Here is a 26,988-nt window from a genome sequence, read left to right as displayed (position 1 = left end):
ACCTCTGACAACGGGGTTGAGCTGGGGGAGGCTGGGGAGGCCATGCGCTTTCGCGGGAAGTCCATCCGCCGGAAGATCGTGGCGTTGCTCCTGGTGCCGCTCGTCTCCCTGACCGCCCTCTGGGGCTTCTCCACGGTCATCACCGGCCGTGAGGCACTGCAACTGCTCGACGTCGCGTACGTCATCAAGAAGGTCGGCTACCCGATGGAGGACGTCGTCCGCGTCGTCCAGAAGGAACGCCGCCAGACCCTGGTCGTCCTCGGCGACCCCCGCGAGGTGGCCGCCACCGCGGAACTCACCAAGAGCCGCACCGCGACCGACACGATGGTCCGCTCCATCACCGCGAACGCCCTCGACCCCGAGGTCTCCGACGAGCTCAGCCCGCAGGCCCGCCAGCGCCTCAGGTCGATCATCGAGGCCCTCCAGGGCATCGGCGCCCTGCGCCGGTCCGTCGACCAGGGCGGGGTCAGCCCCGGCCAGGCCCTGGAGCTCTACAGCCGGCTCGTCGACCCCTGCTACGAGTTCCTGATGAACCTCCACGCACTGGAGAACGTGGAGATGGACAAGCAGGGCCGCGCCCTCGTCGGCATCACCCGCGCCCGCGAGACCCTCTCCCGCGAGGACGCGGTCATCGCCTCCGCCCTCGCCGCCGGCAACGTCCCGGCCGCCGACCTGCGCCGCGTCTCCGACTTCGCCGCCAACCGCGGCCTGCTGTACGAGTTCAACCTCGCGATCCTGCCGCCCGACGACCGCAAGCTCTTCGAGCAGTACTGGAACGGCCCCCAGACCAAGGCCCTGCGCGATGCGGAGGAACGGTTCATCACCGGCGGCGCCGGCAAGAACCCGCGCGTCACCGCCGCCCAGTGGAACGAGGCCGCGAACAAGGTCCTCGGCGACCTCGCCACCATGGGCACCGCCGCAGGCGACCGCTACCAGAAGCGCGTGGAACCCGTCGCCGTCGGCGTGCTCGTCCAGGCCGCCGTGGCGGGCGTCCTCGGCTTCATCGCCCTCGTCTTCTCCCTCGTGATGTCCGTCCGCATCGGACGCGACCTCATCCGCGACCTGTCCCGGCTCCGCAAGGAGGCCCACGAGGCCTCCGGCGTCCGCCTCCCCAGCGTGATGCGCCGCCTCGCGGCCGGCGAGACCGTCGACGTCGAGACCGAAGCCCCCCGCCTGGAGTTCGAGAAGGACGAGGTCGGCCAGGTCGGCCTCGCCCTCAACAGCCTCCAGCGCGCCGCCGTCGAGGCCGCCGTCAAGCAGGCCGAGCTCCGTCGCGGGGTCTCCGAGGTGTTCGTCAACCTGGCCCGCCGCAACCAGGTGCTGCTGCACCGCCAGCTGACCCTGCTCGACACCATGGAACGGCGCACCGAGGACACCGAGGAACTCGCCGACCTCTTCCGCCTCGACCACATGACCACCCGCATGCGCCGCCACGCCGAAGGCCTGGTGATCCTCTCCGGCGCCGCACCCTCCCGCCAGTGGCGCAAGCCCGTCCAGCTGATGGACGTCGTACGGGCCGCCGTCGCCGAGGTCGAGGACTACGAGCGCATCGAGGTGCGGCGCCTGCCCCGCATCGGCATCGAGGGCCCGGCCGTCGCCGACGTCACCCACCTCGTCGCCGAACTCCTGGAGAACGCCACGGTGTTCTCGCCCCCGCACACCGCCGTCCAGGTCCACGGCGAACGCGTCGCGAACGGCTTCACCCTGGAGATCCACGACCGCGGCCTCGGCATGAACCCGGAGGCGCTGCTCGACGCCAACCTCCGGCTCGCCGAGACCCCCGAGTTCGAACTCTCCGACACCGACCGCCTCGGCCTCTTCGTGGTCAGCCGCCTGGCACGCCGCCACAACGTCAAGGTCGTCCTCCAGCCCAGCCCCTACGGCGGCACCACCGCGGTGGTCTTCCTCCCCGCCGACCTCCTCACCGAGGCCCCCGACACCAACGGCACCGGCATCCGCCTCGACGCCGTGAAGGGCGTCCGGGGAGTCGGGACCGGCCCCGCCAAGAGCTCCGCGCGGCCCGGCCCCACCGCCATCGACCGGGCCCCCTCGGCCCGCCCGCTGCCCACCGGCGTCCTCAACGGGCCGGTCGAGCTGGAGGGCCCCATCGGCCTCCTCGGCCTGGACGGCCTCGACGACCCCGCCGGACTCGACGAGATGGCCACCGGCATCGTCGGCCTCACCGGCGTCGGCGGCCGCCCGCCCATGGCCACCCTCGACGACGAGACCCCGCCCGGCGGCATCCCCCGCAGCGCCCTCCTCGGCTCCGCGGACCGGCCCCTCGGCGGCCACCCGCACGGCGCGGGCCACACGGAGCGCGGCGGCCCCTGGAAGCGCGACCGCGACCGCGGGCGGGAGCCCCTGGCCCCCACCGGCCCGGTCCGCGCGGAGCGCCCCCGCACGGAGCCCGCGCCCCCCGACGGCGCCCGCGCCGGCGGCGGGCCCGTGCCGCTGCCCCGGCGGCGCCCCACGCCCACCCTGGTCGCCGAGCACGGTCGCCGGGTGGAGCCCCGCCCGGCCGCCGTCAAGGCGGTCCCCGCGCCGCGCACGGGCTCCGAGGAGCCCGCGCCCGGTCCGGCCGGCCTGCCCCGCCGGGTGCGCCAGGCCAACCTCGCGCCCCAGCTCAAGAACGCCCCCGCCGCCGCCGCGGCACAGTCCCCCGAGGACCCGGTGACCGACCGGGACGCGGAGGACGTACGCACGCGCATGTCCGCCCTCCAGCGAGGCTGGACGGCGGGCCGCGACCAGCACGCACAGCAGCAGTCCGAGACCGAGGCCGGCCGCTCCGGCGCCGGTCCCGCGCACGAGAACGAAGGGGACGGTCGATGACCGCACCGCAGACCGGAAACGACACCAGGGGCCGTGGCTCCGGCCCGCTCAACTGGCTCCTCGACGAACTCGTCGACAAGGTCGGCAGCATCCGCAAGGCGGTCGTCCTCTCCGGCGACGGCCTGCCCACGGGCAGCTCGAAGGACCTCACCCGCGAGGACAGCGAGCACCTGGCCGCCGTGGCCTCCGGCTTCCACAGCCTGGCCAAGGGCGTCGGCCGGCACTTCGACTCCGGGCGGGTCCGCCAGACCGTGGTCGAACTCGACGAGGCCTTCCTCTTCGTCATGGCCGCGGGCGACGGCAGCTGCCTGGCCGTGCTCTCCGACGCCGATTCCGACGTCGGCCAGGTCGCGTACGAGATGACGCTCATGGTCAAGCGCGTAGGCGACCACCTGGCGACCGCCCCGCGTTCCGGGCAGCCAGCCGGAGGGTGAGTCGGACGGCATGAGCGATCCAGGCCAGGACCACCCCCCGACCGACCGTCCGACGCCCGAGACCGACCACCCCCACTGGTTCGACGACGACGCGGGTCCCGTCGTACGCCCGTACGCCATGACCCGCGGCCGGACCAGCCACGCCGGCCAGCACCGTCTCGACCTGATCGCGCTCGTCGTCGCGGAGCCGGCGGCCGACGATCCGGTCTGGGACATGACCCTCTCCCCGGAACACGCCCACATCCTCGGGCTGTGCCGGGAACGCCCCCAGTCGGTCGCGGAACTCGCCGCGGACCTCGACCTCGCCGTCGGCGTCGTCCGGGTCCTGATCGGCGACCTCGTCGACGAGGAGCTGGTCCACGTGACCAGGCCGGTCCCGCCGGCCGAACTGCCCGATGAATCCATTCTCCGTGAGGTGATCGATGGCCTTCGGGCGCTCTAGCCGCACCGGTGCGATGCACGCCGTCTCGCCGGTCGAGCCGCTGACCCTGAAGATCCTGGTCGCGGGCGGCTTCGGGGTGGGCAAGACCACCCTGGTCAGCGCGGTCAGCGAGATACGTCCGCTGCGGACCGAGGAACTGCTCTCCGAACCGGGCGTCGGCATCGACGACACCGGGGGAGTGGAGGGCAAGAGCACCACGACCGTGGCCATGGACTTCGGCCGCATCACCCTCCGCGAGGACCTGGTGCTCTACCTCTTCGGCACCCCCGGACAGGACCGCTTCTGGTTCCTGTGGGACGAACTGGCACAGGGCGCCCTCGGCGCCGTCGTGCTGGCCGACACCCGCCGGCTCGCCGACTGCTTCGCCGCTGTCGACTACTTCGAACGGCGCGGCATCCCCTTCCTCGTCGCGGTCAACTGCTTCGACGGGGCCGACCGCCACCCGGTGGTGACCGTGCGCGACGCGCTCGACCTCGACCAGGAGGTGCCGGTGCTGCTCTGTGACGCCCGTGACCGGGAGTCCGTCAAGGACGTCCTGGTGGGGGTCGTGGAGCACGCCATGTCCCTCGCCCGGGCCCGCCGCGCGGGCCTGCGCGCCTCGTCCTGAGAGCGCCGTGCCGGGCGCGCCCCCCGGGGAGGCGGCCCGTACCCCCGCCGACTGGGGTACGGGCCGCAGCTCTCATGGGGGGTCGCGGGGTCCCCGTCGCCGCGGGACCGTGGAGCGAGTGTGAACCCGCCGCCCGGGGCCGTCAAGCACCCCGACGGCAGTACTTGTGCGCGGCGTTCACCGCACCGCCACCACCGCCGAACCGTGCCCGAAGAGCCCCTGGTTGGCGGTGATCCCGGCCCGCGCCCCCGGAACCTGGCGCGCACCCGCCGTACCCCGCAGCTGCCAGGTCAGCTCGCACACCTGGGCGATGGCCTGCGCCGGAACCGCCTCCCCGAAGGAGGCCAGCCCGCCGCTCGCGTTGACCGGCACCCGCCCGCCCAGCGCCGTCGCGCCCTCCCGGAGCAGCTTGGCGCCCTCGCCCTCCCCGCACAGCCCGATGTCCTCGTACCACTCCAGCTCCAGCGCGGTCGACAGGTCGTACACCTCGGCCAGCGAGAGGTCCTCCGGCCCCAGCCCCGCCTCCTCGTACGCCGCCCGGGCGATCGAGGCCCGGAAGGACCCGGCCGCCGGCTCCACGGCGACCGCCGAGTCGGTCGCGATGTCCGGCAGGTCCAGCACCGTACGCGGATACGTGGGCGTCACCGTCGACACCGCCCGGATCCGCACCGGGTCCGCCACCCCGCGCGCCCGCGCGAAGTCCATGCCGCACAGCACCAGCGCCGCGCCCCCGTCGGACGTCGCGCAGATGTCCAGCAGCCGCAGCGGGTCGGCCACCACCGCCGAGGCCGCCACCTCCCCGGCGGAGACCGCCTTGCGGTAGCGGGCGTACGGGTTGTGCGCCCCGGCCGCCGAGTTCTTCACCTTGACCAGCGCGAAGTCCTCGGCGGTGTCCCCGTGCAGGGCCATCCGCCGCCGGGCGTACAGCCCGAAGTACGCGGGGTTCGTCGCGCCCAGGATCCGGAACCGCAGCCAGTCGGGGTCGTCCGGCCGCTCGCCCCCCGCCGGGGCGAAGAACCCCTTCGGCGCGGCGTCGGCCCCGACCACCAGCACCACGTCCGCCAGCCCGGCGAGGATCTGCGCGCGGGCCGCCCCGATGGCCTGGGCCCCCGAGGCGCAGGCCGCGTACACACTGGTGACCCGGGCCCCCTGCCAGCCGAGCGCCCGCGCGAAGGTGGCCCCGGCGACGTAGCCCGGGTAGCCGCCGCGCACGGTGTCGGCGCCGACGACGGACTGCACGTCGGTCCACTCCAGCCCGGCGTCGGCGAGCGCGGCCCGGGCGGCGGCCCGCCCGTACTCGACGAAGCTGCGCCCCCACTTGCCCCACGGGTGCATGCCGACCCCCAGGACGGCCACGTCCCCGCTCACCGCGTCCCCTCCACCGGCCGGAACCACCAGGTGGTGGTCACGGTCCCGGCGCCCTCGTCCAGCACCCCGGCGACCACCTCCACCTCCATCCCGACCGCCAGGCCGGCCGGCGTCACCCCGGGCGCGGCCTGGCCGAGCACGACCATCCGCTCGGCCTCCAGCTCCACCGCGACCAGGGTGTACGGCTCCCAGGGCGCGTCCGGATCGGAGACGTAGGGGGCGGGCGGCCGGTAGCGCCCGTCGGTGTAGGACCAGACCCGGCCGCGCGGCGAGAGCGGCACCTCGGCGAGCTCGCCGCCGCCGGGGCAGTGCGGGTTGCGGCAGTACGCGTCCTCGCGCGGGAAGAACACCGAGGCGCAGGCGGAGCACCGGGTGCCGAGCAGGCGGAAGCCGTCCCCGGCCTCCGCACCGGTGAACCACCCGCTCACCACGGGCGTGCGTGTGCGTTCCAAGACCCCTCCCGGACAACGTGATCTGACGAAGCGTCAGAAGTCTGCCACGGGCCGCCCCACCGCGACAGGGGGGCCGGTACCATCGCCGCATGCCGGCACAGCTGAGGGACTCGCACTGCTCCACCTGCGGAGCCACGTTCGACACCGACGGGTGGCCCCGGGCGTGCGCCGCGTGCGGCGCCGTCACCTACCGCAACCCGCTCCCGGTCGCCGTCGCCCTGCTCCCCGTGGAGGACGCGGCCGGCACCGGCCTGGTGGTCATCACCCGCACCATCGAACCGGCCCTGGGGGGCGTCGCACTGCCCGGCGGGTTCATGGACTTCGGCGAGGACTGGCGCACGGCGGTGGTCCGCGAACTCCGCGAGGAGACGGGCATCGAAGCCCCCGCCGCCGACGTCACCCTGGCCGACGTCCTCAGCTCCCCGGGAGGCCACCTCCTCGTCTTCGGCCTCCTCCCGCCGCGCCCCGCCTCGGCCCTCCCGCGCTCGGCCCCCACGGACGAGACGACGGGCTGGCACGTCCTCCACGCCCCGACGGAACTCGCCTTCCCCCTCCACACCCAGGCGACAGCCTCCTGGTTCGCGGGCCACTACACCCCCTGACCGCCCCTCCCAGCCCTGCCGATCCTCCAGCCCCGCCGGCGTTTGAGGCGCGGGGGTCTGGGGGCGGAGCCCCCAGAAGGGGTCCGGGCGAAGCCCGGGGAACGGGCGAAGGGCGGGTAGGGGACCCAGCCCCGCGCAGCGGCACCCCAGCGCCGCCGCCCCCGCCCCCCGGCAACAGGCCCGGCTAGGGCACGGGCAGGTCCATCACCAGCGACGCCAACCCCACCACCCCCACCGCCGTCCCGGCGACCACCGCCCCCCGCGCCCACAACACCCCCGCCGGCACCGGCCGGCCCCGCAGCAACGCCCCGACCACCAGCGGCAGCACCGTGCCCGCCACGCACCCGGCCCACACCACGCCGAAGCCCGGCACCGGAGCGCCCTGCGCCCCCAGCCACCACCGCACCACCACGACCGCCGGCGCCGACACCGGCGCGGCCAGCACCGCCACCGCCACCGGCCGCGGCCACGCGCTCACCCGGGCGGTCCAACGGCCCAGCGCCGCGAGCGGCTTGACGATCAGCAACCCGTGCAGGAAACCCGCCGCGGCCAGCGAGACCGCCGCCAGGCCCAGCTCCCCGGGCCCCCCGGCCGGAACCACCCCGGTCACCAGCAACAGGGCCCACACCGTGACCGTCTGCCACGCCCCCACCACCTCGGAACCCGGCACCCGGTCCCACCGCCGCGCGGTGACCGGCGCCCGCCGTCCCGGTGCCGACCGGTCCGGCGCGTACGCCCGCGCCGGGCTCGTTAAGACCATCACAGACTCCCTGCTCGACCGACCACCGGCGGCACACCCGCCGCCGCCCGCAGCATCCTCCTCCTCCCTACACGGGACCTACACCCCTATAGGGGGTGGCCGACACACCCCCTAGCCACCGGCTACCCACCCCCTAGCCACCGGCTACGCACCCCCGAGGCACCCGCTACGCACCGGCCGGCACACTCCCCAGGCCCCGCACCTCCACCCCGCTCACCACACCCCCCGCCTCGTCCTCGACCACCACCGCGTCCCCGGCCCACCGCACCGCGTACCGCTCCACCTCGCCCGCCTCGAACCCCGGCCCCGGATCACGGATCACCACCCCGCCACCGGTGCGCCCCCGCGCGGGGGCCCACGCCTCCAGGCCCACCGACCCGTCCTCCCGCCGCACCGGCAGCACGGCCCCCGCCCGCGCCAGCACCGGCATCCGGCCCGGCGGAGCCTCGAACAGCACCTGCCCGGGCCCCTCGTACGCCGCCCCCGTCGCCGTGTCGTACCAGCGCCCCCGCGGCAGCCGCACCGCACGCCGGTCCGCCCCGCACTCCAGCACCGGGGCCACCAGCAGCGCGTCCCCCAGCAGGAACGCGTCCTCGCAGTCCCGCAGCCGCCGGTCCTCCGGCGCCCCCCACCACACCGGCCGCACGTACGGCGCCCCCGTCCGGCGCGCCAGATGCGCCAGCGTCACGAAGTACGGCCGCAGCCGCTCCCGTTCGGCGAGCACCGCCCCCGCCAGCTCCGCCACCCGCGGCCCGAACTCCCACGGCTCCCGCCGCCCCGCCCAGATCGCCGAATGCGTCCGGAACAACGGCAGGTACGCCCCCAGCTGGAACCACCGCAGGTACAGCTCCGCCGACGGCGACCCCCCGAAACCCCCCACGTCCGGACCCGAGTACGGCACCCCGCACAGCCCCAGCCCCAACACCAGCGCCAGCGACGCCCGCAGCCCCTCCCAGCTGCTCTCCACGTCACCGGACCACGTGCCCCCGTACCGCTGCATCCCCGCCCACCCCGACCGGGAGAACAGGAACGGCCGCTCGGCCGGCCGCAGCCGCACCAGCCCCTCCCAGCCGGCCCGCGCCATCATCAGCCCGTACACGTTGTGCCCGGCCCGGTGGTCCCCGCCCGCCCCCTCCAGGGCGTGCCGCGCCGACCGGGGGAGCGTCGCGTCACCCCACGGGGCGAAGGACACCGGCTCGTTCATGTCGTGCCAGAACCCCGCGAAGCCCTGCGCCAGCCGCTCCTCGTACAGGCCGCCCCACCACTCCCGCGCCGCCGGATCCGTGAAGTCCGGGTACGCGCACTCGCCCGGCCAGACCTCCCCGCGCACCTCACGCCCCCGCGCGTCCCGTACGAACGCCCCCCGCGGCCCCACCGCCCGGCCCGAGGCGTGCACCGCGTCCCCCGCCTTCACCGCCGGGTCGACGATCGACACCAGCCGCACCCCCCGCGCCCCCACCTCCCGGGCCAGCCCCGGCAGATCGGGGAACGCCTCCCGGTCCACGGTGAACACCCGGTGCCCGTCGTAGTGGTCGATGTCCAGGTGCACGGCCGACAGCGCCAGCCCCCGCTCCTCGTACCCGGCCACCACCCGCCGCACCTCGGCCTCGCTCCCGAAGCCCCACCGTGCGTGCTGGTACCCCAGCGCCCACTCCGGCGGCACCGCCGCCGCCCCCGTCAGCCCCGACCACCCCTGCAACACCCGCGCCGGCGTCCCCACCAGCACCCAGCACCTCGGCGGGCCGCCCTCCAGCCGCAGCTCGCTCGTCCCCGGCCGGTCCACCCCCGAACCGGCCCCCTCCTCGCCCTCGCGCAGCACGACCCGCCCCTCCCAGGGGTTGTCGTAGAAGGCCAGGTGCGTCCCCGCGTCCGCCACCACCACCTGCACCGGCATCGTGATGTACAGCGGGTCCGTGTCCGGCCCGAAGCCGCCCTTGGGGTCGGTGTTCCACAGCCGGTACTCCCCGTCCCGCAGCCGCGGCCCCCGCGCCCGCCCGCCCAGCCCGAAGAACCGCGCGTCCGCCGGCACCTCCGCCCGCTGGAGCCACCGCGAACCGCCCCCGCCCGCCACCGGACCCGCGCCGTCACCCCCCGCGCCGTCACCTCCCGCACCCCCCACCGGATCCCACCAGCGCGGCGGCAGCTCCCTGCGCAGCACCGCCCCGCCCGGCGTCCGCACCTCCACCGCCCCGTGCCGGGACACCGCCACCGTCACCCGCTCCGACACCACCCGCCAGCCGCCCCCGGTGTCCGGCTCCAGCACCGCCCGCGGATCCGGCGCGGGGCCACTGCCCACCACCGCGTACGAGGGCACCGGCTCCGCCCCGTCCCACCCCCAGAACACCGCGCCGCCCACGGTCACCCGCACCAGCAGCTCACTGCGCGCGAACCGCAGCACCCCACCACCGGGCCGGGCCTGCGTACCCGCCAGCAGCCCCGGCACCCGCGCCCGCTCCGCGCCCCGGCGCGGCAGCCCCTCGGCGTCCGCACGCCGGTGGCGCCACGCCGAACGCCAGGCCCGCCGCCCGCGCGCCGTACCGATCTCCTTCACCGCACGCACCAGATCACGACCGTCCATGCCGGCCACCCTGCCACCGGCACCCCGCCGCGCGGGCGGCGTTCAGCTGCCGTTCACCCGGAAAACGATCAACCCGCCCGGCCCAGGACAGCTCTGGTGCGGATGTCGATCACGTGGCATGGTCCCTGTGAGCCGCCGCGCGCACACCGACGCCGCGACGGAGCCGTACGCACACGAAGCGCGAGAGCCCAGACCTGACCGGGAGCCGACCCATGACCTCTGCCACCCAGCCGGAACCCCTCTGGTCCCCGAGCGCCGACAGGATCGCCGGGGCCCAGGTCACCCGCTTCCAGGCCTGGGCGGCCGAACGCTTCGGCGCCCCCGCCGACGGCGGCTACCCGGCCCTCCACCGCTGGTCCGTCGACGAGCTCGACACCTTCTGGCAGGCCGTCGCCGAATGGTTCGAGGTCCGCTTCAGCACCCCCTACCGGGAGGTCCTCGCCGACCGCTCCATGCCGGGCGCCCGCTGGTTCGCGGACTCCACCCTCAACTACGCCGAGCACGCCCTGCGCGCCTCCGAGGACCCCGCCCGCGCCGACGACCCCGCCCTCCTCCACGTCGACGAGACCCACGAACCGGCCCCGCTCACCTGGGCCGGGCTCCGCCGCCAGGTCGGCTCGCTCGCCGCCGAGCTGCGCGCCCTCGGCGTGCGCCCCGGCGACCGCGTCAGCGGCTACCTCCCCAACATCCCCGAAGCGGTGGTGGCCTTCCTCGCCACCGCCGCCGTCGGCGGGGTCTGGACCTCCTGCGCCCCCGACTTCGGCGCCCGCAGCGTCCTCGACCGCTTCGAGCAGGTCGAACCGGTCGTCCTCTTCACCATCGACGGCTACCGCTACGGCGGCAAGGAGCACGACCGCCGCGAGACCGTCGCCGAGCTGCGCGAAGGACTGCCCTCCCTGCGCGCCGTCGTCCACATCCCGCTCCTGGGCACCGAGGCCCCCGAGGGCACCCGCGCCTGGGCCGACCTGACCTCCGGCACGCAGGACCCGGTCTTCGAACCGGTCCCCTTCGACCACCCGCTGTGGATCCTCTACTCCTCCGGGACCACCGGTGCGCCCAAGGCCATCGTCCAGTCCCAGGGCGGGATCCTCCTCGAACACCTCAAGCAGCTCGGCCTGCACTGCGACCTCGGTCCCGAGGACCGGTTCTTCTGGTACACCTCCACCGGCTGGATGATGTGGAACTTCCTCGTCTCCGGCCTCCTCACCGGCACCACCGTCGTCCTCTACGACGGCAGCCCCGGCTACCCCGACACCGGCGCCCAGTGGCGGATCGCCGAACGCACCCGCGCCACCCTCTACGGCACCTCCGCCGCCTACGTGATGGCCTGCAAGAAGGCCGAGGTCCACCCCTCCCGCGACTTCGACCTCTCCGCCGTCAAGTGCGTCGCCACCACCGGCTCCCCGCTGCCCCCCGACGGCTTCCGCTGGCTCCACGAGGAGGTCGCCGAAGACCTGTGGATCGCCTCCGTCAGCGGCGGCACCGACGTGTGCAGCTGCTTCGCCGGAGCCGTCCCCACCCTCCCCGTCCACATCGGCGAACTCCAGGCCGCCTGCCTCGGCACGGACCTCCAGTCCTGGGACCCGGCCGGCAAGCCCCTCACCGGCGAGGTCGGCGAACTCGTCGTCACCGCCCCCATGCCCTCCATGCCGATCCACTTCTGGAACGACCCCGACGGCAGCCGCTACCGCGACAGCTACTTCGAGATGTTCCCCGGCGCGTGGCGCCACGGCGACTGGATCACGATCACCGACCACGGCTCCGTCGTCATCCACGGCCGCTCGGACTCCACCCTCAACCGGCAGGGCGTCCGCATGGGCTCCGCCGACATCTACGAGGTCGTCGAACGCCTCCCCGAGATCAAGGAATCCCTGGTCATCGGCCTGGAGGAACCGGGCGGCGGCTACTGGATGCCGCTCTTCGTCCACCTTGCCCCCGGCGCCGTCCTCGACGAGGCCCTGCGCAAGAAGATCGCCGCCACCATCCGCGAGCAGCTCTCCCCGCGCCACGTCCCCGACGAGGTCATCGAGATCCCGGCCGTCCCGCACACCCTGACCGGCAAGCGCATCGAGGTCCCGGTCAAGCGCCTCCTCCAGGGCACCCCGATGGCCAAGGCGGTCAACCCCGGCTCCGTCGACAACCCGGAACTGCTCGCCTTCTACGAGGAGCTCGGCCGCACCCGGAGGTGACTGTCAGTGGCGACGGTTACCGTGAGTGAGCAAGTGATCGCACGCTCAGGGGGAACCATGAACGCCACACCCGACACACCACGCACCGCCACCACCTCATCCACGACCGCCTCGCTGCGCCGCGAGGTCCCCAGCACCGTCGGCCTCATCACCGACCCCGGGGACTTCGCGGCCATGCGGGACTACCGCACCTTCGCCTTCGGCCACCACGACGAATACCCCGACTACCTCCGCCGGATCGACGCCCTGCTGCGCTCCCTCGCCGCCCAGGGCATCCACACCACCGTCGCCCTCTTCGACCCCGAGGAGTACGCCGCCTACTGCGCGGAACACGGCCTCGACCCGGACAGCCCCCACACCCGCAGCCGCTTCACCGCCGAACTCGCCGGCGGCCCGACACTGCCCTACGCCGGCCAGCCCGTCGAGGAACTCGTACCGCTCCTCGTCGACGAAGCCGTCCGGCAGTCCACCTGGGAGTACGCCACCGAGCTCCTCGCCGGCGTCGGCGCCTGCGCGGACTGCGGCGAGGACATCGGCAAGGCCTCCTTCGAGCGCGCCGCCGACATGCTCGAACGCCTCGTCTCCGGCGCCGGACCCGGTCACCACCACCTCGTGTGCAGCGTCCCCGCCGAGGAGCAGCAGCTCATCGCCGTCCTGCACGCCGAGGCGGCCGTCGAGCCCGCCTCCCGGCCCCGCGTCCAAGGCCGCGAAGGCCTCGACTTCGTGACCGTCCTGGCCGCCGGACTCGCCCTCGGCGGCTCCGGCGGACTGGTCCTGCGGAGCACCACCGAGGGCTTCCGCGACCGGGTCCACGGCTGGCGCCTCGACCGCGGCCGCCTCGTCGCCCTCACCGCCGCCGCCGTGTTCGACGCCTACTGCACGGACGTCGACACCGGCGACCCCGTCGCCCCCGAACCAGGCGTCGAGTACTGCCCCGGCTACGAGGTGGACGTCCCCGGCCCGCACCACGAGTAGCCCCCGCGGCCGGACCGGCACCGGAAACGCCCGAGGGGCCCCCGCCACCGGCGAAGGCCCCTCGGAACCGACCACGCGTACCGCCCGCTACTCGCCGGACAGCACCGCCTGCGCGGCCACCCGCGCCTCCTCGGCGCTGTCCGCGGCCCGCGCGGCGGCGGCCGCACGCTCGCACTGCGCGAGGGTGTACTTGGCGAGCGTCGCCCGCACGTACGGGATCGACGCCGCACCCATCGACAGGGAGGTGACACCCAGACCCGTCAGCACACAGGCCAGCAGCGGATCCGAAGCGGCCTCACCGCAGACACCGCAGCTCTTGCCCTCCGCCCTGGCGGCCTCGGCCGACATCGCGATCAGGTCGAGCAGCGCCGGCTGCCACGGGTCCTGGAGCCGCGACACCGCCCCCACCTGCCGGTCGGCGGCGAAGGCGTACTGCGCGAGGTCGTTCGTACCCAGCGACAGGAACTCCACCTCCTGCAGGATCGAGCGCGCCCGCAGCGCCGCGGAGGGGATCTCCACCATCGCGCCGAACTTCGCCACCAGACCGGCCTCGCGGCACGCGTCCGCGAACGCCTTCGCGTCCTGGCGGTCGGCCACCATCGGGGCCATCACCTCCAGGTAGACCGGCAGCCCCTCGGCCGCCTTGGCCAGCGCGGTCAGCTGCGTGCGCAGCACCTCCGGGTGGTCCAGCAGGGTCCGCAGACCGCGCACGCCCAGCGCCGGGTTCGGCTCGTCCGCCGGAGTCAGGAAGTCCAGCGGCTTGTCGGCGCCGGCGTCCAGCACCCGCACGACGACGCGCCCCTCGGGGAACGCCTCCAGCACCTTGCGGTACGACTCGATCTGCTTCTCCTCGGACGGAGCCTTCTTGCTGTCGTCCAGGAACAGGAACTCCGTACGGAACAGGCCCACGCCCTCCGCCCCGGCCTCCACCGCGGCCGGCACGTCAGCCGGCCCGCCGACGTTCGCCAGCAGCGGCACCTTGTGCCCGTCGGACGTGGCACCCGGACCGGAGGATGCGGCCAGCGCCGCCTTCCGCTCGGCGGCCGCGGCCTCCAGCTCGGCCCGCTTCTGCGCGGTCGGCTCCACGAACAGGTCACCGGTGCTGCCGTCGACGGCGATTACCGTGCCCTCGGCGATCTCACCCGCACCCGGCAGCGCCACGATCGCCGGCACGCCCAGCGCCCGCGCGAGGATGGCGCTGTGGCTGGTCGGCCCGCCCTCCTCGGTCACGAACCCGAGCACCAGCGCCGGGTCCAGCAGCGCCGTGTCGGCGGGAGCCAGATCCCGGGCGATCAGCACGTACGGCTCGTCGCTGTCCGGCACGCCCGGCATCGGCACGCCCAGCAGCCGCGCCACGATCCGGTTGCGCACGTCGTCCAGGTCGGCCACCCGCCCCGCCATGTACTCGCCGGCCCCCGCGAGCAGGTCGCGGTAGGACGCGAACGCGTCGTAGACGGCGCGCTCGGCGGTGCTGCCGACGACGATCCGCCGGTCGACGTCCGACATCAGCTCGGGGTCCGTGGCGATCATCGCCTGGGCCTCCAGCACGTGCTGGGCCTCCCCGCCGGCCAGCTGGCCGCGTGCGATCAGGTCGGCCGACACAGCCTCCACGGCCTGACGGGCGCGCCCCTGCTCGCGCTCCGCCTCGTCCGCGGCGATCTGCTTCGCGGGCGGTTCGAGCACGGCCGTACCCATGTGCCGAACCTCGCCGATAGCCACACCGTGGCTCACGCCGACGCCTCGCAGCGTTGTCTCCATTACACCCGTCTCCGATTGAGCGGCGGCTCCAGCCGCCGTGATGGATATCCGACTCGCCTGTGGGAGCAGGCGGAGGCTACTGCCAGCTGAAGAGGACGTCGTCCGGCTTGACGTCACCGGATTCGACGACGCCGGAGAGGGAGTCGTTCGTCGCCTCAAGTGCCACGACGGGGCAGATCGGGGACTTGCCGGCGGCCTCGACCGCGGCGGGGTCCCAGCGGATGACCTCCTGGCCGCGGACCACGGTGTCGCCCTTGTTCACGAGGAGCTCGAAGCCCTCGCCGTTGAGCTGCACCGTGTCGATGCCGAGGTGGGTCAGGACGCCGTGGCCCTCGCCGTCGACGACCACGTACGCGTGCGGGTGCAGGGAAACGACCACACCGTCGACGGGAGACACCGCCGCGGAGGGCTCGCGCACGGGATCAATGGCGGTGCCCGGTCCCACCATCGCGCCGGAGAACACCGGGTCGGGCACTGCCGCGAGTCCGATGGCCTGCCCGGCGAGCGGGGACGTGACGCTGGTCATGGGGGCCTCCCAGGGGTGGGGCTTCTTCGTGCCGCCGTCACTGCCTGTCGCGAACGGCGTACTCGTTTGAAGGATATTGCACAGCTTGTACGGGTTCGCCCGATGTTGGTCCCGATACGGACGGCCCTTGGACACGGAGACTAGTGGACTAGACCGGTGGACTAGACCATACGCGTGAACCGATTTGCCTGTCTCCCACGGGAGCTGTACTGTCGTGACTCCCGCCAGGACGTGCCGCGTGAACATCTCGCGAACAGTCGGTGGCCGGGACTCCTCCTCAATCAATGATCTTCCAGATCTCCGCTTGATCGCTTTCCGCGTGCCTCACGGCAAAACGGAGGGTGGCCGGAGAGAAGGAAAATCACTGATAGAGTCGGAACCGCCGGAAAGGGAAAGCGCGAAAGCGCAGGACCTGGAAAGTAAGCGAGAAAGACTCTGATAGAGTCTGAATCGCAAGAACGAAAGCCCGGAGGAAAGCCCCAGTAATTGTTACTGCGGGTGAGTACAAAGGAAGCGTCCGTTCCTTGAGAACTCAACAGCGTGCCAAAAATCAACGCCAGAAGTTGATACCCCGTCCACTCCGGTGGATGAGGTTCCTTTGAAAAAGACCTGTCGGGCCCTCGGGCACTGGCAGGCAACGAACACAGCGAGGACGTTGTGGCCAGTCGGTCTTATTCCGACCGTGACTGGCCCGCTCTTTCGTGGTGTGGACCGGATTACCGGTAAACATTCATGGAGAGTTTGATCCTGGCTCAGGACGAACGCTGGCGGCGTGCTTAACACATGCAAGTCGAACGATGAAGCCCTTCGGGGTGGATTAGTGGCGAACGGGTGAGTAACACGTGGGCAATCTGCCCTTCACTCTGGGACAAGCCCTGGAAACGGGGTCTAATACCGGATACGACTGCGGGAGGCATCTCCTGTGGTGGAAAGCTCCGGCGGTGAAGGATGAGCCCGCGGCCTATCAGCTTGTTGGTGGGGTAATGGCCCACCAAGGCGACGACGGGTAGCCGGCCTGAGAGGGCGACCGGCCACACTGGGACTGAGACACGGCCCAGACTCCTACGGGAGGCAGCAGTGGGGAATATTGCACAATGGGCGAAAGCCTGATGCAGCGACGCCGCGTGAGGGATGACGGCCTTCGGGTTGTAAACCTCTTTCAGCAGGGAAGAAGCGAAAGTGACGGTACCTGCAGAAGAAGCGCCGGCTAACTACGTGCCAGCAGCCGCGGTAATACGTAGGGCGCAAGCGTTGTCCGGAATTATTGGGCGTAAAGAGCTCGTAGGCGGCTTGTCACGTCGGATGTGAAAGCCCGAGGCTTAACCTCGGGTCTGCATTCGATACGGGCTAGCTAGAGTGTGGTAGGGGAGATCGGAATTCCTGGTGTAGCGGTGAAATGCGCAGATATCAGGAGGAACACCGGTGGCGAAGGCGGATCTCTGGGCCATTACTGACGCTGAGGAGCGAAAGCGTGGGGAGCGAACAGGATTAGATACCCTGGTAGTCCACGCCGTAAACGTTGGGAACTAGGTGTTGGCGACATTCCACGTCGTCGGTGCCGCAGCTAACGCATTAAGTTCCCCGCCTGGGGAGTACGGCCGCAAGGCTAAAACTCAAAGGAATTGACGGGGGCCCGCACAAGCGGCGGAGCATGTGGCTTAATTCGACGCAACGCGAAGAACCTTACCAAGGCTTGACATATACCGGAAAGCATTAGAGATAGTGCCCCCCTTGTGGTCGGTATACAGGTGGTGCATGGCTGTCGTCAGCTCGTGTCGTGAGATGTTGGGTTAAGTCCCGCAACGAGCGCAACCCTTGTCCTGTGTTGCCAGCATGCCCTTCGGGGTGATGGGGACTCACAGGAGACCGCCGGGGTCAACTCGGAGGAAGGTGGGGACGACGTCAAGTCATCATGCCCCTTATGTCTTGGGCTGCACACGTGCTACAATGGCCGGTACAATGAGCTGCGATACCGTGAGGTGGAGCGAATCTCAAAAAGCCGGTCTCAGTTCGGATTGGGGTCTGCAACTCGACCCCATGAAGTCGGAGTCGCTAGTAATCGCAGATCAGCATTGCTGCGGTGAATACGTTCCCGGGCCTTGTACACACCGCCCGTCACGTCACGAAAGTCGGTAACACCCGAAGCCGGTGGCCCAACCCTTGTGGAGGGAGCTGTCGAAGGTGGGACTGGCGATTGGGACGAAGTCGTAACAAGGTAGCCGTACCGGAAGGTGCGGCTGGATCACCTCCTTTCTAAGGAGCACAGTACCGATTGCAGACAAACGTTCTGCACGGTCAGCTCATGGGTGGAACGTTGATTATTTGGCACGGTCTTCTGGATGGATCACGAGTACTGCTTCGGCGTGGAAAGTGAGTCACTGAAAGAGATCGTGCCTGGCACGTTGTTGGGTCCTGAAGGCACGGCCGTCTGGTCAGTCTTCAGTGCCGGCCCCAGTGAACTCGCCAGCTTGTCTGGTGGGGTGATGGGTGGCTGGTCGTTATTTGAGAACTACACAGTGGACGCGAGCATCTGTGGCCAAGTTTTTAAGGGCGCACGGTGGATGCCTTGGCACCAGGAACCGATGAAGGACGTGAGAGGCCGCGATAGGCCCCGGGGAGCTGCCAACTGAGCTTTGATCCGGGGGTGTCCGAATGGGGAAACCCGGCAGTCGTCATGGGCTGTCACCCACTGCTGAACACATAGGCAGTGTGGAGGGAACGAGGGGAAGTGAAACATCTCAGTACCCTCAGGAAGAGAAAACAACCGTGATTCCGGGAGTAGTGGCGAGCGAAACCGGATGAGGCCAAACCGTATGCGTGTGAGACCCGGCAGGGGTTGCGCATGCGGGGTTGTGGGAATGAGCTTTCACAGTCTGCCGGCTGTGAGGCGAGTCAGAAACCGTATGGATAGGCGAAGGACATGCGAAAGGTCCGGCGTAGAGGGTAAGACCCCCGTAGCTGAAATCTGTACGGCTTGCTTGCTCATCTCCCAAGTAGCACGGGGCCCGAGAAATCCCGTGTGAATCTGGCGGGACCACCCGCTAAGCCTAAATATTCCCTGGTGACCGATAGCGGATAGTACCGTGAGGGAATGGTGAAAAGTACCGCGGGAGCGGAGTGAAATAGTACCTGAAACCGTGTGCCTACAAGCCGTGGGAGCGTCGGATGCACTTGTGCATCTCGTGACTGCGTGCCTTTTGAAGAATGAGCCTGCGAGTTAGCGGTGTGTAGCGAGGTTAACCCGTGTGGGGAAGCCGTAGCGAAAGCGAGTCCGAATAGGGCGATTGAGTTGCACGCTCTAGACCCGAAGCGGAGTGATCTAGCCATGGGCAGGTTGAAGCGGAGGTAAGACTTCGTGGAGGACCGAACCCACCAGGGTTGAAAACCTGGGGGATGACCTGTGGTTAGGGGTGAAAGGCCAATCAAACTCCGTGATAGCTGGTTCTCCCCGAAATGCATTTAGGTGCAGCGTCGTGTGTTTCTTGCCGGAGGTAGAGCACTGGATAGGCGATGGGCCCTACCGGGTTACTGACCTTAGCCAAACTCCGAATGCCGGTAAGTGAGAGCACGGCAGTGAGACTGTGGGGGATAAGCTCCATGGTCGAGAGGGAAACAGCCCAGAGCATCGACTAAGGCCCCTAAGCGTACGCTAAGTGGGAAAGGATGTGGAGTCGCAGAGACAACCAGGAGGTTGGCTTAGAAGCAGCCACCCTTGAAAGAGTGCGTAATAGCTCACTGGTCAAGTGATTCCGCGCCGACAATGTAGCGGGGCTCAAGCGTACCGCCGAAGTCGTGTCATTGCAGCAATAGGGCCAACGCCCGCTGTGATGGGTAGGGGAGCGTCGTGTGCCGGGTGAAGCAGCAGCGGAAGCTAGTTGTGGACGGTTCACGAGTGAGAATGCAGGCATGAGTAGCGATACACACGTGAGAAACGTGTGCGCCGATTGACTAAGGGTTCCTGGGTCAAGCTGATCTGCCCAGGGTAAGTCGGGACCTAAGGCGAGGCCGACAGGCGTAGTCGATGGACAACCGGTTGATATTCCGGTACCCGCTTTGAAACGCCCAATATCGAATCCTCTGATGCTAAGCCCGTGAAGCCGTTCCGGACCCTTCGGGGAATGGAAAGTGGTGGAGCCGGCGATCCAAGGTGGTAGTAGGTAAGCGATGGGGTGACGCAGGAAGGTAGTCCAGCCCGGGCGGTGGTTGTCCCGGGGTAAGGGTGTAGGCCGTGTGGTAGGCAAATCCGTCACACGTTAAGGCTGAGACCTGATGCCGAGCCGATTGTGGTGAAGTGGATGATCCTATGCTGTCGAGAAAAGCCTCTAGCGAGTTTCATGGCGGCCCGTACCCTAAACCGACTCAGGTGGTCAGGTAGAGAATACCGAGGCGTTCGGGTGAACTATGGTTAAGGAACTCGGCAAAATGCCCCCGTAACTTCGGGAGAAGGGGGGCCATTCCTGGTGATGAGACTTGCTCTCTGAGCTGGGGGTGGCCGCAGAGACCAGCGAGAAGCGACTGTTTACTAAAAACACAGGTCCGTGCGAAGCCGTAAGGCGATGTATACGGACTGACGCCTGCCCGGTGCTGGAACGTTAAGGGGACCGGTTAGTGACCTTTCGGGGTTGCGAAGCTGAGAACTTAAGCGCCAGTAAACGGCGGTGGTAACTATAACCATCCTAAGGTAGCGAAATTCCTTGTCGGGTAAGTTCCGACCTGCACGAATGGCGTAACGACTTCTCGACTGTCTCAACCATAGGCCCGGTGAAATTGCACTACGAGTAAAGATGCTCGTTTCGCGCAGCAGGACGGAAAGACCCCGGGACCTTTACTACAGTTTGATATTGGTGTTCGGTTCGGCTTGTGTAGGATAGGTGGGAGACTTTGAAGCAGCCACGCCAGTGGTTGTGGAGTCGCCGTTGAAATACCACTCTGGTCGTGCTGGATGTCTAACCTCGGTCCGTGATCCGGATCAGGGACAGTGTCTGATGGGTAGTTTAACTGGGGCGGTTGCCTCCCAAAGGGTAACGGAGGCGCCCAAAGGTTCCCTCAGCCTGGTTGGCAATCAGGTGTTGAGTGTAAGTGCACAAGGGAGCTTGACTGTGAGACCGACGGGTCGAGCAGGGACGAAAGTCGGGACTAGTGATCCGGCGGTGGCTTGTGGAAGCGCCGTCGCTCAACGGATAAAAGGTACCCCGGGGATAACAGGCTGATCTTCCCCAAGAGTCCATATCGACGGGATGGTTTGGCACCTCGATGTCGGCTCGTCGCATCCTGGGGCTGGAGTCGGTCCCAAGGGTTGGGCTGTTCGCCCATTAAAGCGGTACGCGAGCTGGGTTTAGAACGTCGTGAGACAGTTCGGTCCCTATCCGCTGTGCGCGTAGGAATATTGAGAAGGGCTGTCCCTAGTACGAGAGGACCGGGACGGACGAACCTCTGGTGTGCCAGTTGTCCTGCCAAGGGCATGGCTGGTTGGCTACGTTCGGGAGGGATAACCGCTGAAAGCATCTAAGCGGGAAGCCTGCTTCAAGATGAGTATTCCCACCTCCTTGAGAGGGTAAGGCTCCCAGTAGACGACTGGGTTGATAGGCCAGATGTGGAAGCCCGGTAACGGGTGGAGCTGACTGGTACTAATAGGCCGAGGGCTTGTCCTCAGTTGCTCGCGTCCACTGTGTTAGTTCTGAAGTAACGAACTCGCCTTGCCGGCTGGAGTTCAAACTTCATAGTGTTTCGGTGGTCATAGCGTTAGGGAAACGCCCGGTTACATTCCGAACCCGGAAGCTAAGCCTTTCAGCGCCGATGGTACTGCAGGGGGGACCCTGTGGGAGAGTAGGACGCCGCCGAACAATCATTGTGGGAAAGCCCCGCACCTTCTGGTGCGGGGCTTTTCTGCGTTCAGGGCCCGGCCGGCCTCCGGCGGGACTCCTGTAGGGTCAGGGAGCATCGTTCGACCGTTTCTAGCGTCACAGTGGGAGGCCCCCGGGTGGAGGTCCAGGAGACTCGGGTTCAGACCGACCGAATTTTCACCATTCCGAACATCCTGAGCATGGCTCGGCTCGTCGGCGTACCGCTGTTCCTCTGGCTGATCCTGGAGGGGCACGACGGTTGGGCGCTGGCCGTCCTGATGCTCAGCGGGATCAGTGACTACCTCGACGGAAAACTCGCGCGCCGCTGGAACCAGATCAGCAAACTGGGCCGCCTGCTGGACCCCGCCGCGGACCGCCTCTACGTCCTGACGACGCTCTTCGGTCTCACCTGGCGGGAGATTCTCCCCCTGTGGCTCACCGCGGCCCTCCTCGCCCGTGAGGCAATGCTGCTGGTCATGGTGTGGATCCTGCGCCGGCACGGCTATCCGCCCCCGCAGGTCAACTTCCTCGGCAAGGCCGCGACCTTCAACCTGATGTACGCCTTCCCGCTCCTGCTGCTCAGTGACGGGGACGGCTGGTTGGCCTGGATGGCGTCCGTTTTCGGATGGGCGTTCGCGGGATGGGGTACAACGCTCTATTGGTGGGCAGGAATCCTTTACGTGGTGCAAGTCCGACGCCTGGTCAGGGCTACCACGGCCGATTGAGCTCGCTCGGCGCCGGAGCTGACGCGGAGGAGTTGCGGAGTATCCGTCCGGGGCGGGTGAGGTCGGCTGGACCGTCATCTCTCTAGGAGGACTCTTCCGACATGAAGGCCGTCGTGATGGCCGGTGGCGAAGGTACGCGGCTTCGCCCCATGACCTCAAGCATGCCCAAGCCGCTCCTGCCGGTGGCCAACCGGCCGATCATGGAGCACGTGCTGAGGCTGCTCAAGCGCCATGGGCTCAGCGAGACCGTGGTCACGGTGCAGTTCCTGGCCTCACTGGTCAAGAACTACTTCGGTGACGGCGAGGAGCTCGGAATGGAGCTCACCTACGCCAACGAGGAAAAGCCTCTCGGAACCGCCGGCAGCGTGAAGAACGCCGAGGAGGCTCTGAAGGACGACACGTTCCTCGTCATCTCCGGCGACGCGCTGACCGACTTCGACCTCACCGACCTCATCAATTTCCACAAGGAGAAGGGCGCACTGGTCACGGTGTGCCTGACCCGGGTGCCGAACCCGCTGGAATTCGGCATCACCATCGTGGACGAGGAGGGCAAGGTCGAGCGCTTCCTCGAGAAGCCGACCTGGGGACAGGTGTTCTCGGACACCATCAACACCGGCATCTACGTGATGGAGCCGGAGATCTTCGACTACGTCGACCCGGACGTCTCGGTCGACTGGTCCGGTGACGTCTTCCCGCAGCTGATGAAGGAAGGCCGGCCGATCTTCGGCTACGTGGCCGAGGGCTACTGGGAGGACGTGGGCACCCACGAGAGCTACGTCAAGGCGCAGGCCGACGTCCTCGAGGGCAAGGTCCAGGTCGACATGGACGGCTTCGAGATCTCGCCCGGGGTGTGGATCGCCGAAGGGGCCGAGGTCAGCCCGGACGCGGTGCTGCGCGGGCCGCTGTACGTCGGTGACTACGCCAAGGTCGAGGCCGGCGTGGAACTGCGCGAACACACGGTCGTCGGGTCGAACGTGGTCGTCAAGAGCGGGGCCTTCCTCCACAAGGCCGTCGTCCACGACAACGTCTACATCGGCCCCCACAGCAATCTGCGCGGCTGCGTCATCGGCAAGAACACCGACATCATGCGGGCCGCCCGGATCGAGGACGGGGCCGTCATCGGTGACGAGTGCCTCGTCGGCGAGGAATCCATCGTCCAGGGCAACGTGCGCGTCTACCCCTTCAAGACGATCGAGGCGGGCGCCTTCGTCAACACCTCGGTGATCTGGGAGTCCCGCGGCCAGGCGCACCTGTTCGGTGCCCGCGGCGTCTCCGGGATCCTGAACGTGGAGATCACCCCCGAGCTGGTGGTCAAGCTGGCCGGCGCCTACGCGACGATGCTGAAGAAGGGCGCGATCGTCACCACGGCCCGAGACCACTCCCGAGGTGCGCGTGCGCTCAAGCGCGCGGTGATCTCGGCGCTCCAGGCCAGCGCCATCGACGTGCGCGACCTGGAGAACGTACCGCTGCCGGTGGCTCGTCAGCAGACGGCCCGCGGTGCCGCGGGCGGGATCATGATCAGAACCTCGCCCGGGGTGCCCGACTCGGTGGACATCATGTTCCTCGACGAGCGGGGAGCCGATCTGTCTCAGGCGCAGCAGCGGAAGCTGGACCGCGTGTACGCGCGCCAGGAGTACCGGCGCGCCTTCCCCGGGGAGATCGGCGACCTGCAGTTCCCGTCGAGCGTGTTCGATTCCTATACGGGCTCGCTGCTCCGGCGCGTGGACATCACCGGGATCGCCGATGCCGGGCTCAAGGTGGTCGTGGACGCCTCCAACGGCAGCGCCGGACTCGTCCTGCCGAGCCTCCTCGGCCGGCTCGGCGTCGACGCGCTGACGATCAATCCCGGTCTCGACGAGTCCAGGCCCACCGAGACCCGGGAGTCGCGGCGGGCCGGGCTGGTGCGGCTCGGGGAGATCGTGGCGTCGGCCCGGGCCGCCTTCGGCGTGCGGTTCGACCCGGTGGGCGAGCGGATCTCCCTGGTGGACGAGCGGGGCCGGATCATCGAGGACGACCGGGCGCTGCTCGTGCTCCTCGACCTCGTCGCCGCCGAGAAGCGCAGCGGCAAGGTAGCCCTGCCGGTGACCACGACGCGGGTCGCCGAGCAGGTGGCCGCGTACCACGGGACCCAGGTGGAGTGGACGACGACCTCGCCCGACGACCTGACCCGGGTCGGCCGGGAGGAGACCACGATCTTCGGCGGGGACGGCCGGGGCGGCTTCATCGTCCCGGAGTTCAGCAGCGTCTTCGACGGGTCGGCGGCCTTCGTCCAGCTGATCGGGCTGGTGGCGCGGACCCAGCTCACCCTGAGCCAGATCGACGCCCGCATCCCGCGCGCGCACGTGCTCAAGCGGGACGTGCCCACGCCGTGGGCGGCGAAGGGGCTCGTCATGCGGCGGGTCGTGGAGGCCGCCGGCGACCGGCAGGTGGACACCACCGACGGGGTGCGCGTGGTCGAGGCCGACGGGCGGTGGGCGCTGGTCCTGCCCGACACGGCGGAGGCCGTCACCCACCTGTGGGCCGAAGGCCCCGACGACGCCTCCGCGCAGGCGCTCCTCGACGAGTGGGGCGCGGTCGTGGACGGCGCCGGACAGCACTGACCTTCCGGCGGGCCGGGCGCGGTGGGTGACCCGGCCCGGCCCGCCGGACGGGCGCATTGGGTGTTGGCGGGGGCGACATGCAACGATGTGCGGCATGTCGCAGCCGCCCAACAACCGGAGTTCGGCCACACCGCCCGCGCGCCCGGACGCCTCCATGTCGCTGCTGACCCACGTGATGGACCACAGCCTCGACGAGGGCTATGCGGAAGCGTCGGCCCGGCGCGAGGCGGACGGCACCGCGGGGCTGCCCCGTACCGTCAAGGCCAAGCTGGGGCTCGCCGCGGGTCTCGTGCTCGCCGCGATGGTGGTCACTCTGGGTGCCGCGCAGGCACGCGTGGCGGCGCCGGTGCTGGCCAAGGAGCGCCAGGAGCTGATCGACCGGGTGCGGCGGGCGGACGACCACGCCGAAGCCCTGGAGCGGGAGACCGAGCGGCTGCGGACCGAGGTCGCCGACCGGCAGCGCGTCGCGCTGAAGCAGCAGGTCGGCGAGCGGGGTCGGCTGGTGGAACTGCTGGCGGGTGCAACCGAGGCGCACGGTCCCGGCGTCAAGCTTGTGGTGGACGATGCCAAGGGTGCCTCGTCGGGCGGTGGTGGCGGTCCGCGCGAGAGCGCCGGGTTCTCGAACACCGGCCGCGTCCGTGACCGGGACATGCAGCGGATCGTCAACGGGCTCTGGCAGGCCGGCGCCGAGGCCGTCTCGATCAACGGGCAGCGGCTGACGGCGCTGTCCGCGATCAGGGCCGCGGGTGACGCGATACTGGTCGACAACAAGCCGCTGGTGCCGCCCTACGAGGTCCTCGCGGTGGGCGACAAGAAGCGGCTCGGGACCACGTTCCAGGACTCCGTGGACGGTCAGTACCTGCACGTCCTCCAGGAGAGTTACGGGATCCGCTACAGCCTGACCCCCGTGGACGAGGTGCGGCTGCCCGCGGCGTCGAGCCTGACCGTCCGCATAGCCACAGCAGCAGAGCCGAAGAAGGGTGCATCGTGATCGCGGTACTGGGCCTCTTGGCCGGAGTGGTGGTCGGGCTTCTGGTCCGGCCCGAGGTGCCGGCCGTGGTGGAGCCTTATCTGCCGATCGCCGTGGTGGCCGCCCTCGACGCGGTGTTCGGCGGGCTGCGCGCGATGCTGGACGGGATCTTCGTCGACAAGGTCTTCGTGGTGTCGTTCCTGTCGAACGTGGTCGTCGCCGCGCTGATCGTCTTCCTCGGCGACAAACTGGGCGTCGGCTCTCAGCTGTCGACGGGTGTGGTCGTCGTCCTCGGCATCCGGATCTTCTCCAACGCCGCGGCCATCCGCCGGCACGTCTTCCGGGCGTGACGCCGATGAGCACGGAGAACACCCCGCCGCAGGAGCCTGACGTCCCCGGGAAGCCGAAGCCGAAGCCGCAGCCGTCCCAGCCGCCGGCGCGGCCGGAGCCCGAGCCGGCGGAGGCCCCGGAACCGCCGGGGCAGCCCGGGCCGGCCGTGCCGCAGGAGACCGGGCGCCAGCGCCTGGCCGCCGGACTGTGGCCGCCCAGGCTCAGCCGCGCCCAACTGATCGTCGCGCTGCTGCTGTTCGTCCTGGGCCTTGGCCTCGCGATCCAGGTCCGGTCCAACAGCGACTCCAGTGCCCCGCTGCGCGGTGCCCGGCAGGAGGACCTCGTACGGATCCTCGACGAGCTGGACGGGCGCACGCAGCGCCTGGAGGACGAGAAGCAGCGGCTGGACGACCAGCGCAAGGAGTTGCAGAGCAGTTCCAACCAGGCGGAGGAGGCCCGCCGCCAGACGGTTGAGAAGGAGCGCCAACTGGGCATCCTGGCCGGTACGGTGGCCGCACAGGGCCCGGGGATCACGCTGCGGATCACCGACACCAAGGGCCAGGTGAGGTCCGACCAGTTGCTGGACACCCTCCAGGAGCTGCGGGCGGCCGGGGCGGAGGCGATCCAGATCAACGGCGTGCGCGTCGTGGCGGGCTCGTACTTCTCCGACGAGGGCGGCGGGGTCGGGATCGACGGTAAGAAGATCACACAGCCCTACGAGTTCAAGGTCATCGGCAAGCCGCAGGATCTGGAGCCCGCGCTGAACATCCCGGGAGGTGTGGTGCAGACGATGGAGAAGGAACAGGCCACGGTCGCCGTCACACGGTCGGCGAAGATCGTTGTGGATGCCTTGCGGGCTGCGAAGCAGCCTGACTACGCTCGGTCGTCATCGCCGTGATGCGCAGTGGAACGCGGACGGGCTCACGCGGGCCGACGCCTGCGGGGGGTCGGCGCACGGAAGTCGCCGTGCGTGGTGGAAACTGTCTGGTGGTTACGGACG

At 69.7% G+C, this 26,988-nt stretch carries 18 protein-coding genes and 3 rRNA genes; 15 read left to right on the top strand and 6 right to left on the bottom strand.

Annotated features, from left to right (window positions below):
- Positions 1–42 precede the first annotated feature (42 nt).
- Genes D1J60_RS06280 through D1J60_RS06265 form a run of 4 tightly spaced genes read left to right on the top strand, consistent with a single transcriptional unit; the run spans position 43 to position 4,312 of the window.
- Positions 43–2,829, top strand: a complete 2,787-nt coding sequence (locus D1J60_RS06280; RefSeq protein ID WP_125820444.1) for a nitrate- and nitrite sensing domain-containing protein — start codon at positions 43–45, stop codon at positions 2,827–2,829.
- Positions 2,826–3,263: a roadblock/LC7 domain-containing protein gene (locus tag D1J60_RS06275; protein WP_125820443.1), complete on the top strand. Its 438-nt coding sequence runs from the start codon at positions 2,826–2,828 to the stop codon at positions 3,261–3,263. Before D1J60_RS06280 ends, D1J60_RS06275 begins: the two co-directional genes overlap by 4 nt.
- Positions 3,264–3,273: 10 nt before the next feature.
- Positions 3,274–3,705 carry a DUF742 domain-containing protein gene (locus D1J60_RS06270; protein WP_125604818.1) on the top strand — a complete coding sequence of 144 codons (432 nt, stop codon included), beginning with the start codon at positions 3,274–3,276 and terminating at the stop codon, positions 3,703–3,705.
- Positions 3,686–4,312, top strand: a complete 627-nt coding sequence (locus D1J60_RS06265; RefSeq protein ID WP_125604820.1) for an ATP/GTP-binding protein — start codon at positions 3,686–3,688, stop codon at positions 4,310–4,312. Before D1J60_RS06270 ends, D1J60_RS06265 begins: the two co-directional genes overlap by 20 nt.
- A 177-nt stretch (positions 4,313–4,489) precedes the next feature.
- Here D1J60_RS06265 and D1J60_RS06260 read toward each other — a convergent pair whose 3' ends face one another.
- A complete protein-coding gene (locus D1J60_RS06260) occupies positions 4,490–5,680 on the bottom strand; it encodes a lipid-transfer protein (RefSeq protein WP_125820442.1) in 1,191 nt (396 codons plus the stop codon).
- Positions 5,677–6,132: a zinc ribbon domain-containing protein gene (locus D1J60_RS06255; protein ID WP_125604824.1), complete on the bottom strand. Its 456-nt coding sequence runs from the start codon at positions 6,130–6,132 to the stop codon at positions 5,677–5,679. The genes D1J60_RS06260 and D1J60_RS06255 overlap by 4 nt, the downstream gene beginning before the upstream one ends.
- A gap of 89 nt (positions 6,133–6,221) precedes the next feature.
- Between D1J60_RS06255 and D1J60_RS06250 the strand changes: the two genes are divergently transcribed.
- Entirely contained in the window at positions 6,222–6,734 is a 513-nt protein-coding gene (locus tag D1J60_RS06250) for an NUDIX domain-containing protein (RefSeq protein ID WP_125820441.1), read from the top strand.
- Positions 6,735–6,918: 184 nt separating this feature from the next.
- Here D1J60_RS06250 and D1J60_RS06245 read toward each other — a convergent pair whose 3' ends face one another.
- Both D1J60_RS06245 and D1J60_RS06240 read right to left on the bottom strand, forming a co-directional pair.
- Positions 6,919–7,494: a hypothetical protein gene (locus D1J60_RS06245; protein WP_125820440.1), complete on the bottom strand. Its 576-nt coding sequence runs from the start codon at positions 7,492–7,494 to the stop codon at positions 6,919–6,921.
- A 166-nt stretch (positions 7,495–7,660) separates the two neighbouring features.
- Positions 7,661–10,072 carry a TIM-barrel domain-containing protein gene (locus D1J60_RS06240; RefSeq protein ID WP_125820439.1) on the bottom strand — a complete coding sequence of 804 codons (2,412 nt, stop codon included), beginning with the start codon at positions 10,070–10,072 and terminating at the stop codon, positions 7,661–7,663.
- Between the two features lie 212 nt (positions 10,073–10,284).
- Here D1J60_RS06240 and D1J60_RS06235 point away from each other — a divergent pair, with 212 nt between their 5' ends.
- Together D1J60_RS06235 and D1J60_RS06230 are read left to right on the top strand one after the other, a co-directional pair.
- Positions 10,285–12,261 carry an acetoacetate--CoA ligase gene (locus tag D1J60_RS06235; RefSeq protein ID WP_125820438.1) on the top strand — a complete coding sequence of 659 codons (1,977 nt, stop codon included), beginning with the start codon at positions 10,285–10,287 and terminating at the stop codon, positions 12,259–12,261.
- A gap of 57 nt (positions 12,262–12,318) precedes the next feature.
- Complete coding sequence (locus D1J60_RS06230; protein ID WP_125820437.1) at positions 12,319–13,236, top strand: hypothetical protein; 918 nt, start codon at positions 12,319–12,321, stop codon at positions 13,234–13,236.
- Between the two features lie 87 nt (positions 13,237–13,323).
- Here D1J60_RS06230 and ptsP read toward each other — a convergent pair whose 3' ends face one another.
- Together ptsP and D1J60_RS06220 are read right to left on the bottom strand one after the other, a co-directional pair.
- On the bottom strand, positions 13,324–14,994 hold the full coding sequence (gene ptsP, locus D1J60_RS06225; protein ID WP_125603852.1) for a phosphoenolpyruvate--protein phosphotransferase: 1,671 nt from the start codon (positions 14,992–14,994) through the stop codon (positions 13,324–13,326).
- 76 nt (positions 14,995–15,070) lie between these two features.
- Positions 15,071–15,520 (bottom strand): PTS glucose transporter subunit IIA, encoded by a 450-nt coding sequence (locus D1J60_RS06220; protein WP_125603851.1) that lies wholly within the window; start codon positions 15,518–15,520, stop codon positions 15,071–15,073.
- A 729-nt stretch (positions 15,521–16,249) separates the two neighbouring features.
- Here D1J60_RS06220 and D1J60_RS06210 point away from each other — a divergent pair.
- The 8 genes from D1J60_RS06210 (at position 16,250) to D1J60_RS06175 (ending at position 26,886) form a co-directional block, all read left to right on the top strand.
- Positions 16,250–17,773 (top strand): 16S ribosomal RNA (locus D1J60_RS06210).
- Positions 17,774–18,054: 281 nt separating this feature from the next.
- Positions 18,055–21,171, top strand: a 23S ribosomal RNA gene (locus tag D1J60_RS06205).
- 75 nt (positions 21,172–21,246) lie between these two features.
- Positions 21,247–21,363 (top strand): 5S ribosomal RNA (rrf, locus tag D1J60_RS06200).
- Together the 16S, 23S and 5S rRNA genes form the textbook arrangement of a ribosomal RNA operon.
- 137 nt (positions 21,364–21,500) lie before the next feature.
- Positions 21,501–22,088: a CDP-alcohol phosphatidyltransferase family protein gene (locus D1J60_RS06195; protein ID WP_125820436.1), complete on the top strand. Its 588-nt coding sequence runs from the start codon at positions 21,501–21,503 to the stop codon at positions 22,086–22,088.
- 101 nt (positions 22,089–22,189) lie between these two features.
- Positions 22,190–24,688 carry a mannose-1-phosphate guanyltransferase gene (locus D1J60_RS06190; protein ID WP_125820435.1) on the top strand — a complete coding sequence of 833 codons (2,499 nt, stop codon included), beginning with the start codon at positions 22,190–22,192 and terminating at the stop codon, positions 24,686–24,688.
- An 85-nt stretch (positions 24,689–24,773) separates the two neighbouring features.
- The gene (locus tag D1J60_RS06185) at positions 24,774–25,679 is read left to right on the top strand and encodes a DUF881 domain-containing protein (RefSeq protein WP_125820434.1); all 906 of its coding nucleotides are present in this window, start codon (positions 24,774–24,776) and stop codon (positions 25,677–25,679) included.
- On the top strand, positions 25,676–26,008 hold the full coding sequence (locus D1J60_RS06180) for a small basic family protein (RefSeq protein WP_007262894.1): 333 nt from the start codon (positions 25,676–25,678) through the stop codon (positions 26,006–26,008). The genes D1J60_RS06185 and D1J60_RS06180 overlap by 4 nt, the downstream gene beginning before the upstream one ends.
- 5 nt (positions 26,009–26,013) lie before the next feature.
- The gene (locus D1J60_RS06175) at positions 26,014–26,886 is read left to right on the top strand and encodes a DUF881 domain-containing protein (RefSeq protein ID WP_125820433.1); all 873 of its coding nucleotides are present in this window, start codon (positions 26,014–26,016) and stop codon (positions 26,884–26,886) included.
- Positions 26,887–26,988 lie beyond the last annotated feature (102 nt).

This window comes from Streptomyces sp. W1SF4 (assembly GCF_003950035.1).
GTDB classification, from domain to species: Bacteria; Actinomycetota; Actinomycetes; order Streptomycetales; family Streptomycetaceae; genus Streptomyces; species Streptomyces racemochromogenes.
The sequence above is the reverse complement of the archived record's forward strand: the minus strand, read 5'-3'. Positions and strand labels throughout refer to the sequence as shown.

Coding starts and splice junctions, on each gene's coding strand:
- D1J60_RS06280 (WP_125820444.1), top strand. CDS start 43: ATGCGCTTTCGCGGGAAGTCCATCCGCCGGAAGATCGTGGCGTTGCTC.
- D1J60_RS06275 (WP_125820443.1), top strand. CDS start 2,826: ATGACCGCACCGCAGACCGGAAACGACACCAGGGGCCGTGGCTCCGGC.
- D1J60_RS06270 (WP_125604818.1), top strand. CDS start 3,274: ATGAGCGATCCAGGCCAGGACCACCCCCCGACCGACCGTCCGACGCCC.
- D1J60_RS06265 (WP_125604820.1), top strand. CDS start 3,686: ATGGCCTTCGGGCGCTCTAGCCGCACCGGTGCGATGCACGCCGTCTCG.
- D1J60_RS06250 (WP_125820441.1), top strand. CDS start 6,222: ATGCCGGCACAGCTGAGGGACTCGCACTGCTCCACCTGCGGAGCCACG.
- D1J60_RS06245 (WP_125820440.1), bottom strand. CDS start 7,494: ATGGTCTTAACGAGCCCGGCGCGGGCGTACGCGCCGGACCGGTCGGCA.
- D1J60_RS06240 (WP_125820439.1), bottom strand. CDS start 10,072: ATGGACGGTCGTGATCTGGTGCGTGCGGTGAAGGAGATCGGTACGGCG.
- D1J60_RS06235 (WP_125820438.1), top strand. CDS start 10,285: ATGACCTCTGCCACCCAGCCGGAACCCCTCTGGTCCCCGAGCGCCGAC.
- D1J60_RS06230 (WP_125820437.1), top strand. CDS start 12,319: ATGAACGCCACACCCGACACACCACGCACCGCCACCACCTCATCCACG.
- ptsP (WP_125603852.1), bottom strand. CDS start 14,994: ATGGAGACAACGCTGCGAGGCGTCGGCGTGAGCCACGGTGTGGCTATC.
- D1J60_RS06220 (WP_125603851.1), bottom strand. CDS start 15,520: ATGACCAGCGTCACGTCCCCGCTCGCCGGGCAGGCCATCGGACTCGCG.
- D1J60_RS06190 (WP_125820435.1), top strand. CDS start 22,190: ATGAAGGCCGTCGTGATGGCCGGTGGCGAAGGTACGCGGCTTCGCCCC.
- D1J60_RS06185 (WP_125820434.1), top strand. CDS start 24,774: ATGTGCGGCATGTCGCAGCCGCCCAACAACCGGAGTTCGGCCACACCG.
- D1J60_RS06175 (WP_125820433.1), top strand. CDS start 26,014: ATGAGCACGGAGAACACCCCGCCGCAGGAGCCTGACGTCCCCGGGAAG.